This window comes from Peptoniphilus lacydonensis, from assembly GCF_900106515.1.
Classification (GTDB): domain Bacteria; phylum Bacillota; class Clostridia; order Tissierellales; family Peptoniphilaceae; genus Peptoniphilus_A; species Peptoniphilus_A lacydonensis.
The window spans coordinates 1,323,450-1,336,758 of sequence record NZ_FNWF01000003.1 but is presented as its reverse complement, the minus strand read 5'-3'; the positions used below and the strand labels follow the sequence as shown (position 1 = coordinate 1,336,758).

The window sequence follows — 13,309 nt, the reverse complement described above, 5'->3', positions numbered from 1 at the left end:
ACTCCTCTTTAATAAATTCTGTCGGGTTCAAAAAGAACTCCGTCACCACTATAATACTTGCTAAACATTTCATAATATTCAAGTCTAAGTGATTGAATAAATACAATTAAACCTTCAAGACCCAATATCAAAATATTGCCAAAAATTAAAACTGCAATATTTCCTCCACTTGAGCCAACCATTTCTCCAAGAGTTTTAAATGCTAAGAATAAACCCACGTGGTTTATCGCAAAGGCACCCACTCTTATAAATGAGATAATTGAACTCATTGTTGAAAGAAGTGCTTCCAATAGTCCAAAAGAGGACTCAATATAATAATCAGATGCACTGCCCTCAGGTTTTTTCTTAAATAAAACTTTAAGTATTGGTCTTTTAAATAACATTAAAAGTAGACTTACTACTAAAATTCCAACAGATATTTTCTTTGGAAGAGGTGCATTTCCACCCATTACAGCTATTCCAATATTTATCATAGCTATAAAAATTAAAACTCCAAGCACACCTTCTTTTGAAAAGAAGGCTTCATCTGCTTTGTTATTTTTTAATCTATTGTAAATACCAATACCATAGGAGATGGCAAGTAAAATAATGCCAAAATAAATCGCAATTATAAGCGTATCATCTATATTATCAAAAGGTCTAAACCAAATTGCAGGAATAATTTCTTCACTGCCAAATACTGACCCATACATCACTCCGAAAAACATTGAAGATGCTCCCATTCTTATTAAGAGTCCTCCAAAGTCTTTGTTCTTTTTTGTCAATAAAAGTCCGGCAATTACAAACACAGCCCCTTGACCCAAATCGCCAAACATCGCACCAAACAAAATCATGTATGTTATCCCAAAAATGACAGTGGGATCAAACTCTTCATAATTTGGAGTTCCATACATATTTATCAGTAGCTCAAAGGGCTTGAAAAAATTTGCATTTTTAAGCTTTGTAGGTGTCTTCATTTCCTCATCTTTAGGATCTACATATTCTATATCTATATTTTTATATTTAGAAAGTTTATCTTCCAACTTCTTCTTGTCTGAATCTCCAATCCAACCAGATAAATAAAAATATTTATTTGACTTAAGCATATGCTTTTTTGCCTTTTCAATTTCTTCATAACTAAGCATATGGGCAAGAGTAGTCTTTAGTTCCTCACTTCTATTTTCCAATAAATTCTTATTGTACTCTTCAATTTCAAACATTTTTCTCTTTACTTTTTCTTCTTCTTCTTCAAGATTTTTGTAAATAAGATTTGCTGTCCCCTCTACATTTTCTCCAAGAAGTTCAACTTCTGTAAAGTTTAAACTATTTAAAACTCTATTTATATCTTTCTCAGTTTCCTTAGGATAAATTACAAGAAAAAGTTCCCTATTATCCACAGTCCCTGTGTGATAAATCATAGCGAGAATATTCCCATAGTTCTTTTTAAGTCTATATCTTGCATCTTGATCTAAAAAACCAAATCTAGTGTTAAAATACTTTAAATCAGCAATATCCTTTAAATCAATATCTACATTCTTAAAAAGTTCATAATTCTCTTTCAAAGTATCTAAAATTTTTAGATTTTCCTTAGTCTTTTCATATTCATCAATTTTTTCACTTATATTTGCCACAAAGGAATCTACATCCTCATCTACATTTACCTTTTCAAAATAAGACTCATCAATTTCTTCAATTCCCAAGAATTTCATTATCTCTTCTGCCTTTTTAGCAGAAGTCTTGTGAGATTCATCTTCTTCAACAGGAGAAATATAATTTAATTCTAGATTTCTCTCCAAGTTTTCTTCATTGTCAAGACTAAACATAAATTTGTTATCAGCAACATTAGCTTCAGCCGACATAAATTGCATACAATTTAAATTTAAAATGTCCAGCACAACTGAATCCATATCATCAATCTTTCCAATGATATTAGCGACCTTCATTTTTTCAACGGCCAATTTTTTCACTTCCCTCTCTATCTACAATCATATATTTTAATTTTTCGTCTTTATCAAGACCAAATCTAGTACCCTCTAAAATTCTTTCAATATTTGCAATCTCAAAATCTAAAAGCACCAAAAAGCTCATAAACTTTCCAATTCCATCAGTCTTTCTAAAGTTTTTTCTTGCAATTCCATACATGGTCTTCTTTGCAGTTCTTCCAGTCCTAATAACTCTTCCTCCAGAAAACAAAACAGAGTATCTAGAATTTTTGATTTCTTCCTCAAATTCTTCTTCATCTAAATATGAAAGATGTAGCAATTTTTCAGAAGTATAATTCCCACCAAAAATTGTAAAATTAAAAATTTCTTCAGGTGAAATATTGTAATATTTTTTTGCCCTATAAATCCAAATAATATTTAAAAGATCAATATTCACACCAAAAATCTTTTTGAATTCTTCTCTGTCCTCTTTAGATAGAGATTTCACCGCCTCAGTTAGATTCATATAATAAAACTTATCTAAATTCATCTCAATGGAAAAAAGTGCATCTTCATCCTTAGAAGACTTATAATTTTTTATGGAGTCATAATAATGAGTTCCCTTTAAATTATCTATAAAAGACTCAAAGGTTTCATCTATAAAATTTATCTTTTTTCCACCTATTATAAGTTCATCCACTTTTGGACTTTTTCCCATTTTAAGAGCTCTTAAAATTTTAGAAATTTTTTCTACATTGCTTCTTTCCAAATAAGCCTTCAAAAAATCTCTATATCTTAAAGGAAGAAATCCACGAAGCTTTAAAACTTGTCTTCTCCTATAATCTTCTAAAAATTCTTCAACTTCATAAATATCCGAAAAAGAATCTATGTCAGGAAATTTCTTCTCTTTTAAATAAGAAAGCACCTCTCTTGCGGAATCTTTTTCAGCCATTATTACAAAATCATCATAATCCAAAAAATCTGAATACATTTTTGAAATCTTTGCATTTAATGCCTTTAGACCATCAAACATCTCTTTTACTTCCAATCACCATATTAAAAGCACTTTCAATAAGACTATCAGAGTTCTCATTGTAAAATTTTTCAATCTCTTTTAAATTTCTTGCATTGTCATTTCGCAAATTTTGAGCTTTTTCTTCAAACTCAGATAAAATTTCATCACTTTTTTCTTTGCCAAGTAATTTAGACTTTTCAATAGATTCATTCTCAAGGTCTGTAAGTTTTTCTCTCAGATCTTTTTTTATCTTTTCAATCTCTTCATCAGTATCTTGAACAAGTTCTCTGGTTTTTTTATCTATTGTTAAAATACTATCTATGCTTTCTTTCAAAAATATCACCACTCTTTTTATTTCTTCACACGTTCTTCATTATAGACCTTTTAACTTCGATTTCAAGAGCTTTTTATAAATTTGCATAATTTCATTTAATTTTCACATTTCACATAGTGAATATTTTTTTGCAAAATGAAGACAAATATTTATTAGCTTTTTCTAATGTTTATATAAAATATTTTTTACCAAAAAAACTATTTATTTTGCAGTTTTTTTACTTTTAATTCTGTAAAACTGTTTTTATCGAATTCAAAATAGCTATTTTAAATCCTTTAGCAATTTTTTTCTATGTAATTTACTTATTGAAATATTCTCTCATGCCTGAACAAAAAAAGAACTTAAACCAAAGTGATCTAAGTTCTAAAGTACGATTTTTATATTTATATTTTAAATTTTATTTTAATATAATACAGTTATTAGTTTCATAGCTATTGGCATTAAAACTACAGTAACAAGTCCTGCTACTGCAATTGAAAGACCGCTCATAGCCCCTTGGATTTCGCCAAGTTTTCTTGCTTCAGATGTACCAACTGCGTGAGATGATGTTCCTATACCAACACCTTGTGCCGTTGGATCTGTTATGTTAAATATTTTCATTATTATTGGTGCAATCACAGCTCCAGTAACTCCTCTGAGAACTACAAGTACTGCTGTTATTGCAGAATTTCCACCATACTCCGCTGATAAAGATATTGCTATTGCCGTTGTAATAGATTGTGGAGTTGATGAAACTACTAAATTTTCATCTAATCCAACAAACTTTGATGCAATTATTACAAAAGCGAGAGATATAATAGAACCTAAAATTGTACCTGTTAAAATAGGCATTAAATTCTTTTTCAATTCCTCTAAGTTTTCATAGAGATCTACTACCATGGCAACTGTAGCAGGTGCGATAAAGAACATAATAAAATCTCCGCCTTGCTTATAGGACTCATAAGGAATGCCAGTAAGTTTTAAAAACAATATACATATAGCAATTGAAATTAAAAGTGGATTGGCAATTGGAGATTTTAATTTATTGTTAATCATCTTTCCTATTTCGAAAGTTGCAAAAGTTAAAATAATCCCAAAATATTTATTATCTAGCATTTTTCCTCCTTTGCAATATTTCTATTACCTTACCAGTTAATCCCATAGTAATACCTGTCCCTACTATTACTATAAGAGCAAGTGTTAAAGTCTTACCTTTTATCTCGTCATAACTATTCATTATTCCAACACCTGCTGGTACAAATAATATTGCCAAATTTTGAAGAATACCATTTGATGTCTTTTTAACATCGTCAGGTTCTAAAATTTTAAGGGCAAAAGCTATGAATAGATAAATCATCCCATATACTGCTTCTGGAATAGGAAAATTAATAAGATGTCTTGTAATTATTCCTAAAAATAAACATACACATAGGATTACAAACTCCTTTAAATAATTCATAGTTAACTCCTATTTTAATTAATTTTCTTTTATTTTTTTAATTTCTTCAGTGAATAGGGGAAGAATAACCTTACAATCACCAACAATACCAATGTCAGCTATATTAAATATTGGAGCATCTTCATCTTTATTAATAGCTACTATAAAATCTGAATTCTCAATTCCAGATATATGTTGCACTGCTCCACTAACTCCGCATCCAATGTAAAGTTTTGGAGAAACAATTTTGCCAGATTGACCTATTTGTGAAGCCTTTGGCAAAACTCCATCGTCAATTACTGGTCTAGTTCCAGAAATAGGTGCATCAAGAACATCAGCTAATTCTTTAACAAGGGGATAAATTTCTTCTGAACTTGCGCCTCTTCCACAAGTTACAATAATTTGTGCATCTTCAAGATTTATTACTTCTTCTGTTGAAGTAACAACATCTCTTATAACTGCTTTCAAATCTTTTAATTCATCAACTTCTTCTTTTATGATTTCTCCTTTTCCAGCTAAATCATCTCTCTTATCAAAAGATCCACTTCTTATAGCAATAATTCTAGTCCCTTTTTTTACCTTTGATACAGTTAAAACTGTTGCACCATAAGATGGAGTAACATAGTGAACTTCGTCCCCTTCAAATTTAATATCCATTACATTAGTAACAGAAACTGTATCAAGAATAGCTGCAACATTAGCTGCTAAATCTTTTCCATCAAGACTTCCAGGGATAAATATATCTTCTGCATCATATTTTTCAGCAACTTTAACAATAGTATTGGAAAAATCTTCCATATTGTAAGCATCTCTTTTAACAATTATAATTTTATCAGCACCTGCTGCTTTTAGCTTTTCTACTTCTTCATCAACAATATCATCAAAAATTAGAGCAATAGATTCAGTTGATTTTTCCTTTGCAATTTCACTTGCCTTAGATAATGACTCCAAGCTTAGCTTTATAGGAGCCCTATCTTTTATTTCTATATAAGTTAATATATTTTTCATCTTGACCTCCTATATAACCTTTTTTTCTTTCATTAATTCAATTGCTTTTTGAACACTTACTTCGGCATCTTCTTCGTTGATCTTAACTCCTGCTTGTCTTTTTTCAGGTTCAAAGTCTTTTAATTCTTCAAGAATCAATTCTGAGATGCTCTCAACTTCTATATCGTCAATTTTTTGTCTTCTTGCAGCCATTTTACTCTTTATAGTAGGATATCTAGGTTCATAATTTGGCTTAGCAATTGTTAGCACAGATGGCATCTTTGTTTCAACTTCTCTATATCCACCATCAATTTCTTGTTTAGAAATTAGAGAATCCCCATCCTTTGTAATTTCAATTACAGATGTAACAACACCTTGACCTACTTTATTTGCAAAATAAACTCCAACTTGTGAAGCTTCTTTATCAGTAGTTTCTTTACCAAAACAAACTAAATCAAAAACGCCACATTCTTCTTCTAATTTTTTCTTTGCATCTATTAAAATATTTGTAATTGAATTTGTGTCTAAATTTTTATAATCATCGCACTTAATTAAATATGCTTTGTCAGCACCAACTGCTAAACAGTTTTTAAGTGAATTTTTGACACCTTCATCTCCAATAGAAACTACTACAACTTGCCCCTCTTCTTTTTCCTTTAATCTTACTGCCATTTCCAAGGAGTAAGTATCAAAAGCATTTACAATTGGCGTGATGTCTTCAGTAACAGCTCTGTCATTACTGACAGAAACTGATACTGAATCATCAGGCACTTCTTTAATACACACTAAAATATTCATCTATTAACCTCTCAATAAATTATTTGCAACAACAATTCTCAAAATCTCATTAGTACCTTCAAAAATTTGGAAAATTTTCGCATCTCTTAAAAGTTTTTCAACAGGATATTCTCTACTGTAACCATATCCACCAAAAAGTTGAATAGAATTTTCAGCGACTCTCATAGCAATATCTGATGCAAAGCATTTTGCAATTGCAGACTCTCTGTTGTAAGTTAATCCCATATCCATTCTTGTAAGAGCATTGCCAACCATTTGTCTTGCTACTTCTGTTTGAATATCCATATCTGCAAGTTTAAATTGTATTGCTTGATTTTCGTTTATTGATTTTCCAAATTGAACTCTCTCACTTGTATATTTTTTAGCTTCATCTATGCCCCTTTGAGCAATACCAACTGCAATACAACCCATCCAAGCCCTAGCTTGGTCAAGAGTTTTCATAGCAATTGAAAATCCCTTACCTTCTTCACCAATAAGGTTTTTAGCAGGAATCCTACAATCTTCAAGAACAACATCAGTAGTATTAGAAGTTCTAATACCCATCTTGTCTTCTTCTTTTCCTGCACTTAAACCCTTAGTTCCAGCTGGCACTAAGAACATAGACATTCCTTTAACGCCCTTTGATTTGTCAGTAAGAGCAGTTATGCAATAATATGATGCAACAGCTCCATTAGTAATAAAACACTTTCTTCCGTTTAATACATATTCGTCGCCATCTTTTACAGCAGTAGTTGTTCCTGAACTTGCGTCAGAACCTGCACCTGGCTCAGTAAGGCAAAATGCTCCAAGTCCACCTTCCATAGTAATGTCAGCAATGTATTCCTTTTGTTCTTCAGTTCCTGCAATAAGAACAGGTTTCATTCCTAGTCCTGACGCTGAAATAGTAGTTGCAAAACCAGCATCAGCCTTTGCCATTTCTTCAAATAAAGCAGCAATGTCAATTCTAGAAAGACCAGGTCCTCCCAATTCTTCAGGAACTTCTAGAGCAAAATATCCTTGCTCTTTTGCTTTTTCATAAAGCTCTTCTGGCCATTCACCAGTACGATCAGCTTCCTTTGCAACTTCTACTACTTCTTTTTCACAAAAATTCTTAACATCTAATAATAAATCTTGTGCCTCTTCTGAAATTAAATATGACATTTATATCCCCTTTTATTAAATAACTTTGTTTGGATTTAATATTAAGTTTGGATCAAATACTTTTTTAATACCTCTCATTAAATCAGTATTTACATCCCCTTCAAAAATCTTCAAAAATTCTTTTTTACCAAAACCAATACCATGTTCACCAGAAATTTGTCCACCAAATTCATAAGCTTTTCCATAAATATCTTTCATGAATTCTTCAACTTGTTTCATGAATTCATCTTTTTCCATATCATTTGAACAAGTGTAAATGTGTAAATTTCCATCACCTGCGTGACCAAAGCTCTTAACTTCAAATGAATAATTCTTTGCTTTTTCATTAACATATTGAACGTATTTAGCAATCATATTAATTGGAACAACAACGTCACATTCGTCAAGAAGCTTAGTTTGAGATTCAATTGCTTCAAGAAAAGATGATCTAGCAGCCCACGCTTCTTTAATCTTTTTTGGAGTATCAGCTACAAGAATGTCAATTGCTCCAGCTTCCATTAATACTTCAGCGGCTTCTTCAATAATATCATTAAGTTCATCTTCGTCATTACCATCAAAAGTTATTAATAAGTAAGCACCAATTTCAATTCCATCTAATTCTTTAGGAAAAGTAGATTTTCCAATGTAGATTTCAGACATATCAACAATTTCTTTTTCCATAAATTCGATAGCTTGTGGATTTAAGTGAGCTTTAAATAATTGTGGAACAGTTGAAATACAAGTGTCTAAATCTTCATATGGAACAATTAATGAAATAGTTTCTTTTGGAGCAGGAATAATTTTAAGCGTTAGTTCAGTAATAATTCCAAGAGTACCTTCAGACCCGATAATAAGATCCTTTAATGAATAACCTGTTGAAGTCTTAGAAACTGTTGCACCAAAATTAGTTATTTCTCCAGTAGGAAGAACAACTTCCATTGAACGCACATAATTTCTTGTAGTACCATATTTAACAGCTCTCATACCACCTGCATTAGTAGCAACATTTCCGCCAAGAGTAGCAAATTTTTCACCTGGATCTGGTGGATACATATATCCTTTTGCTAGACAGTCTTCAGCCAAATCATTAAGTAATACGCCTGGTTCTACCTTAACTACCATGTTTTCTTCATCATATTCTAGAATATTATTCATTGATTGCATATTAATCATAACGCCACCAAATCTAGAAACTCCAGCACCAGTAAGTCCTGTTCCTGCACCTCTTGGCACTACAGGAATCTTATTTTCATTACAAATTTTAACAATTTTGGAAATTTCTTTTGCATTTACTGCATCAACAACAAGTTCAGGTTGACCTTCGCCATATATAGGCATTTCATCGTGGAAAAAATCAATATTAATTTCTTCTCCAACATATACATTGCCACTGACAGAACTTTTGATTTCTTCAATAACTTTATCAGTTACAGTATTATAGTTTACCATTTTCTCCTCCAAATAATTTTTTATATATTAAAAATATACTCATATTTATTTTATTATATAATGGCATAGGCTTAATTTAATATTTTACTTCTTGAAACATGTTGCACTTTTAAGACATTATTTGACTTTTAGTCAATAAAACAATATAATGTACTTCATACTATATAAGAGGTGCTTCATATGTGGTCTTACAGACAAGTTTTTAAAACACTAACAGATATGACAAATACAAAACTCTCTACTATTGCCTATATTTTAGATTACGACATATCCTATATAAGCAAGTGGAATAGTGGCAAAAAACTTCCCTCTTATAAAAATATTTATATAATTAACGGAAAATTGGCCACTCTCTTCTCTAAAGCTTTAATAGAAGAAAATAAAATAAATGAATTCTTGCTTTTCTTTAACTTAAAGAGCTCTGAAATATTGAAAACAAACGAAGAAAGGGGTCTTGAGTTTTTAATTTATAAACTATTAAATGATTCTTACAATTACACAAATTCCGATGTTCCAGCAAAATATAGATCCAATACAAACTTTATTTTTAGGAATCATAACGCTGATGATGATATAAAGAAAATTTTCAAAAAAATAATATTTGAAAATAATGAATTAGACATTTGGGCAACCTTTGACATATATAGTCAATATGCAAATTTACTATTTAATATTACAAAAAAGACAAAAAACAAAAAAATAAAATTGCATCTTCTCTGTGATAAAAAAAATTTACAAGATAAGAATATATTGAAAAGTATAACAGATAACTCCAATGTTGATATAGAGCTATATGAGAATAGTAATGTAAATTACAATTATTTATTAGTAAAAGATAAAATGTATATAGTATTTAACAACGATGCCCAAAACTTAAATACAATAACTTACGGCAACGAATTAGACACCCTACTTGAATTTTCATCTTATATCGACAATCTATTTAATGAGTTAAATAAAATTATAACAATATCATCACCAGAAGAAATTGCAAAGACAAATTACAGAAAATATTTTTATTCAGATAATGAATTTCTATTTCTGTCAAATTATGGCTTCGAATTTTTACTGCCAAATTATATAATAGATAAAATCCTTAATTCTATCAGTGATAAATTTGAATACAAAAAATCTGAAATATTAAACATAAAGCTTATTTGGGATGAGTTATTTGCAGACTCAAATATAAACTTTCTGACAACAAAGACAAGCCTATTAAATTATTTCGAAACGGGTGATATGCTTTACTGTTCCACAAAAGCAAAGTTAAGTTACAAAGACCGAGAAGCACACTTTAAAAATATAATTAATGTAATGAAAAATAATAAAAAAATAAATTTTTACATTATAAATGACAATAGGTTTATTTCTTCTCTTGGTCTAGATCAATTTAATTTTTTTATAAGTGAAAATAATATGTTTTTCAAAAAAATATTATCAGAAGACTCAAACACCCCTACATCCATAGTATCAGATACAAAAATACACAACAATATGTGCCAAGCATTAGAAGAAATAATGAGAAGTCCATATAGTAAAAAATATAGTGTAGAAGAATTGGAAAAGACTTTCTCAAAATATGCGGAAGTTTTTAAAAAAATATCAAATAATTCAAATTAACAGATGGTGATTATTTTTAGTTGTCATCTGTTTTTTATGGTTTTATTTCCATCACTTGCATAACTTCTTATTTAATCTAAATTAAAATAAAAAAGGAATACCTTAAAAAAAGCATTCCTAAAAATTTAATTTATTTTTCTATATTATGTGCAGCACATGAGCTATGACATGACTCACAACCACAACCGCAACTACCTTTTTTCTTTACTACTTTTCTTGTTGCAAAGAAAATTACAGTAATTATCACAAGAGCAACCACTATATTAATTGGACTCATATTTTATCACCTCATCTTTTTTGTTGTGATCAAAATCTTTATTTTTAAGTTTTGATCTATCTTTTCTAAATAAAAAGTATCCATAGATGAATAAAACTACTATTGCAATGGCTGTGCCTACATTAAATGCTCCACCTTCTATAACTCTTCCAAATTGATAAATCATAAATGCAATTGTATAAGAGAATAGAATTTGATATCCAATGGCAAATAAATACCACTTTCTTGATCCCATTTCTTCTTTTATCGCTCCTGTTGCTGCAAAACAAGGAACTGTAAGTTGATTAAAGAATACAAAGGCAAAAGCTGATGCCACTGTAAATTGTGAAGAAACTAATGCAACCATTGGTGCGTCTTCTGCTCCAACTTCTCCTATACCTGCAAGAACTCCATAAGTTCCTACTACAACTTCTTTTGCAACAAGTCCAAGTATCGTTGATACACTTGCAATCCAATTTCCAAATCCAAGAGGTTTAAAGATTGGAGCAATCACTTTTCCTGCTGCAGCAAGAACAGAATCAGATGGATCTCTATCAAAGTCCATAAATTCTCCTGTCACTGAAATATTTTTCAAGAACCAAATTGCAACAGTTGCGAGTAAAATTATCGTTCCCGCTTTTACAACGAAGGCTTTACATCTATGCCATGTTGCTTTTAAAACATTGTGTGCACTTGGCATGTGATATTCTGGAAGTTCCATTACAAATGGAGCAGGATCTCCTGAAAAATATTTTGTCTTTTTCAAAATAATTCCAGAAATTATTACTGCCATTATTCCACCAAAATACCAAATAGGAGCATACCACCAGCTTCCTCCCAAAAATGCCGCAAACATTGCAATTATATCAAGTTTTGCACCGCATGGCATAAAAGACGTAGTCATAATAGTCATTCTTCTGTCGTTGTCAGACTCAATTGTCCTCGTCGCCATTATAGCTGGGACTGAACAACCTGTACCCATTAAAATTGGAATAAAACTTTTCCCAGAAAGACCAAACCTCCTAAAAATTCTGTCGAGGATAAACGCAATTCTTGACATATAACCAACATCTTCCAAGATTGAAATAAATAAAAATAATACAGCAATTACTGGAAGAAAACCAAGAACTGCCCCCACACCACCAATAATTCCATCAACTAAAAGTGACGTCAAAAATTCTGATGTTCCAGCATTTTCTAGAAACCCTCTAAAATTTTCTCCAATAATTTCGCCAAAGAAAACATCATTTACCCAATCTGTTACAGGTCCTCCAACAACATTTATTGCAAGCATATATACCAAAGTAATTATTCCTACAAAAATTGGAATTGCCAAAAATCTATTTGTTACAAACCTATCTATTTTGTCAGACTTTGTCATTCCCTTTCTGCCCTTTTTGACAGCATCCTTTGTTATCTTTGATACAAAATTATATCTTCCATCAGTAATAATTCCTTCGCCATCATCATCAAACTTTTCTTCAGCTTCTTCAACAATTTCATCAAGCCTTTTAGTTTCATTTCCATAAAGGGGAAATTCATTTATTATTTTTTCATCTTGTTCAAAAAGTTTAACTGCAAGCCATCTCTTTGCAGGATTGTCTTTAATTACACTAAAATTTTCTATTTCTTCAATGTATTTTTCAATATCATCATCAAATTTTTGATAATGTGTTTCTTTTGACATAGCTACACTTTTTGCTACATCTATTAATTTATCAATATTTTCATTTTTAAGTGCAGAAATCTCTACAATCTTGCAACCCAAACTTTTTTCTAATTTTTTTATATCTATATAGTCATTATTCTTTTTGACTACATCCATCATATTAAGTGCAATTACAACAGGTATTCCCAATTCAACAAGTTGTGTTGCCAAAAATAAATTTCTTTCAATATTTGTCGCATCTACAACATCAATAATTGCATCTGGTTTTTCATTTACAAGATAATCTCTCGATACAACTTCTTCCAAAGTGTAAGGTGAAAGAGAATAAATTCCCGGCAAATCTGTGAAGTGAACTTCCTTATCTTTTTTATACTTGCCAGTTTTTTTCTCAACAGTTACGCCAGGCCAATTGCCCACATATTGATTTGAACCAGTTAGTCCATTAAATAGTGTGGACTTTCCGCTGTTGGGATTGCCAGCAAGTGCGATAGTAATAGCCATTTAGCCCTCCTTTTTTTCTACTTCTTCAATTTCAATTAACTCTGCATCTTCACGTCTAATGCTTAATTCATAATTTCTAATATTTATTTGTACAGGATCACCAAGAGGTGCTACCTTTCTTATGTATATTTCAGAATTTTTCGTAATTCCCATATCCATTATTCTTCTCTTCAGTGGCCCTGAACCTTTAATTTTTTTGACAATGTAGTATTTTCCTACAACTGCATCTCTTAAAGTTTGCAA

Annotated in this window: 13 protein-coding genes; 1 reads left to right on the top strand and 12 read right to left on the bottom strand. The window is 30.6% G+C overall.

Annotated elements, in window-relative coordinates; translation table 11 throughout:
- Window positions 1-8 precede the first annotated feature (8 nt).
- The 9 genes from BQ5450_RS08015 to BQ5450_RS07975 all read right to left on the bottom strand — a co-directional run bounded on the left by BQ5450_RS08015 (window position 9) and on the right by BQ5450_RS07975 (window position 9,020).
- Window positions 9-1,946, bottom strand: coding sequence for a V-type ATP synthase subunit I (locus tag BQ5450_RS08015; protein ID WP_010244471.1), 1,938 nt, complete (start codon window positions 1,944-1,946; stop codon window positions 9-11).
- Window positions 1,927-2,934: a V-type ATPase subunit gene (locus BQ5450_RS08010; protein ID WP_071126510.1), complete on the bottom strand. Its 1,008-nt coding sequence runs from the start codon at window positions 2,932-2,934 to the stop codon at window positions 1,927-1,929. The genes BQ5450_RS08015 and BQ5450_RS08010 overlap by 20 nt, the downstream gene beginning before the upstream one ends.
- Window positions 2,927-3,259 carry a hypothetical protein gene (locus tag BQ5450_RS08005; RefSeq protein ID WP_234347009.1) on the bottom strand — a complete coding sequence of 111 codons (333 nt, stop codon included), beginning with the start codon at window positions 3,257-3,259 and terminating at the stop codon, window positions 2,927-2,929. The genes BQ5450_RS08010 and BQ5450_RS08005 overlap by 8 nt, the downstream gene beginning before the upstream one ends.
- A gap of 393 nt (window positions 3,260-3,652) precedes the next feature.
- Complete coding sequence (locus BQ5450_RS08000) at window positions 3,653-4,345, bottom strand: LrgB family protein (RefSeq protein ID WP_010244480.1); 693 nt, start codon at window positions 4,343-4,345, stop codon at window positions 3,653-3,655.
- Window positions 4,335-4,688 (bottom strand): CidA/LrgA family protein, encoded by a 354-nt coding sequence (locus BQ5450_RS07995; protein WP_071126509.1) that lies wholly within the window; start codon window positions 4,686-4,688, stop codon window positions 4,335-4,337. Before BQ5450_RS07995 ends, BQ5450_RS08000 begins: the two co-directional genes overlap by 11 nt.
- Before the next feature lie 18 nt (window positions 4,689-4,706).
- Window positions 4,707-5,675, bottom strand: coding sequence for an electron transfer flavoprotein subunit alpha/FixB family protein (locus tag BQ5450_RS07990; RefSeq protein WP_010244486.1), 969 nt, complete (start codon window positions 5,673-5,675; stop codon window positions 4,707-4,709).
- A gap of 9 nt (window positions 5,676-5,684) precedes the next feature.
- On the bottom strand, window positions 5,685-6,452 hold the full coding sequence (locus BQ5450_RS07985) for an electron transfer flavoprotein subunit beta/FixA family protein (RefSeq protein ID WP_071126508.1): 768 nt from the start codon (window positions 6,450-6,452) through the stop codon (window positions 5,685-5,687).
- 3 nt (window positions 6,453-6,455) lie between these two features.
- Entirely contained in the window at window positions 6,456-7,592 is a 1,137-nt protein-coding gene (locus BQ5450_RS07980) for an acyl-CoA dehydrogenase family protein (RefSeq protein WP_010244491.1), read from the bottom strand.
- Window positions 7,593-7,607: 15 nt separating this feature from the next.
- Window positions 7,608-9,020, bottom strand: coding sequence for a D-lactate dehydrogenase (locus tag BQ5450_RS07975; RefSeq protein WP_010244494.1), 1,413 nt, complete (start codon window positions 9,018-9,020; stop codon window positions 7,608-7,610).
- Window positions 9,021-9,200: 180 nt separating this feature from the next.
- On the opposite strand from BQ5450_RS07975, the gene BQ5450_RS07970 reads away from it, so the two are divergent.
- Entirely contained in the window at window positions 9,201-10,640 is a 1,440-nt protein-coding gene (locus tag BQ5450_RS07970) for a hypothetical protein (protein ID WP_071126507.1), read from the top strand.
- A gap of 130 nt (window positions 10,641-10,770) precedes the next feature.
- On the opposite strand, the gene BQ5450_RS08920 is transcribed toward BQ5450_RS07970, so the two are convergent.
- From BQ5450_RS08920 to BQ5450_RS07960, 3 genes are read right to left on the bottom strand one after another with little or no spacing between them, the layout of a single operon-like run.
- A complete protein-coding gene (locus tag BQ5450_RS08920) occupies window positions 10,771-10,917 on the bottom strand; it encodes a FeoB-associated Cys-rich membrane protein (protein ID WP_081497997.1) in 147 nt (48 codons plus the stop codon).
- Window positions 10,904-13,066: a ferrous iron transport protein B gene (gene feoB, locus BQ5450_RS07965; RefSeq protein ID WP_010244499.1), complete on the bottom strand. Its 2,163-nt coding sequence runs from the start codon at window positions 13,064-13,066 to the stop codon at window positions 10,904-10,906. The genes BQ5450_RS08920 and feoB overlap by 14 nt, the downstream gene beginning before the upstream one ends.
- Window positions 13,067-13,309 carry a FeoA family protein gene (locus BQ5450_RS07960; protein ID WP_071126506.1) on the bottom strand — a complete coding sequence of 81 codons (243 nt, stop codon included), beginning with the start codon at window positions 13,307-13,309 and terminating at the stop codon, window positions 13,067-13,069. It abuts the gene before it with no gap.

Bases quoted from the DNA above. Each gene is read 5' to 3' on its own strand.
- BQ5450_RS08920 (WP_081497997.1), bottom strand. From the start codon at position 10,917: ATGAGTCCAATTAATATAGTGGTTGCTCTTGTGATAATTACTGTAATT.
- BQ5450_RS08010 (WP_071126510.1), bottom strand. From the start codon at position 2,934: ATGTTTGATGGTCTAAAGGCATTAAATGCAAAGATTTCAAAAATGTAT.
- BQ5450_RS07970 (WP_071126507.1), top strand. From the start codon at position 9,201: ATGTGGTCTTACAGACAAGTTTTTAAAACACTAACAGATATGACAAAT.
- feoB (WP_010244499.1), bottom strand. From the start codon at position 13,066: ATGGCTATTACTATCGCACTTGCTGGCAATCCCAACAGCGGAAAGTCC.
- BQ5450_RS07995 (WP_071126509.1), bottom strand. From the start codon at position 4,688: ATGAATTATTTAAAGGAGTTTGTAATCCTATGTGTATGTTTATTTTTA.
- BQ5450_RS08000 (WP_010244480.1), bottom strand. From the start codon at position 4,345: ATGCTAGATAATAAATATTTTGGGATTATTTTAACTTTTGCAACTTTC.
- BQ5450_RS07985 (WP_071126508.1), bottom strand. From the start codon at position 6,452: ATGAATATTTTAGTGTGTATTAAAGAAGTGCCTGATGATTCAGTATCA.
- BQ5450_RS07980 (WP_010244491.1), bottom strand. From the start codon at position 7,592: ATGTCATATTTAATTTCAGAAGAGGCACAAGATTTATTATTAGATGTT.
- BQ5450_RS07990 (WP_010244486.1), bottom strand. From the start codon at position 5,675: ATGAAAAATATATTAACTTATATAGAAATAAAAGATAGGGCTCCTATA.
- BQ5450_RS07975 (WP_010244494.1), bottom strand. From the start codon at position 9,020: ATGGTAAACTATAATACTGTAACTGATAAAGTTATTGAAGAAATCAAA.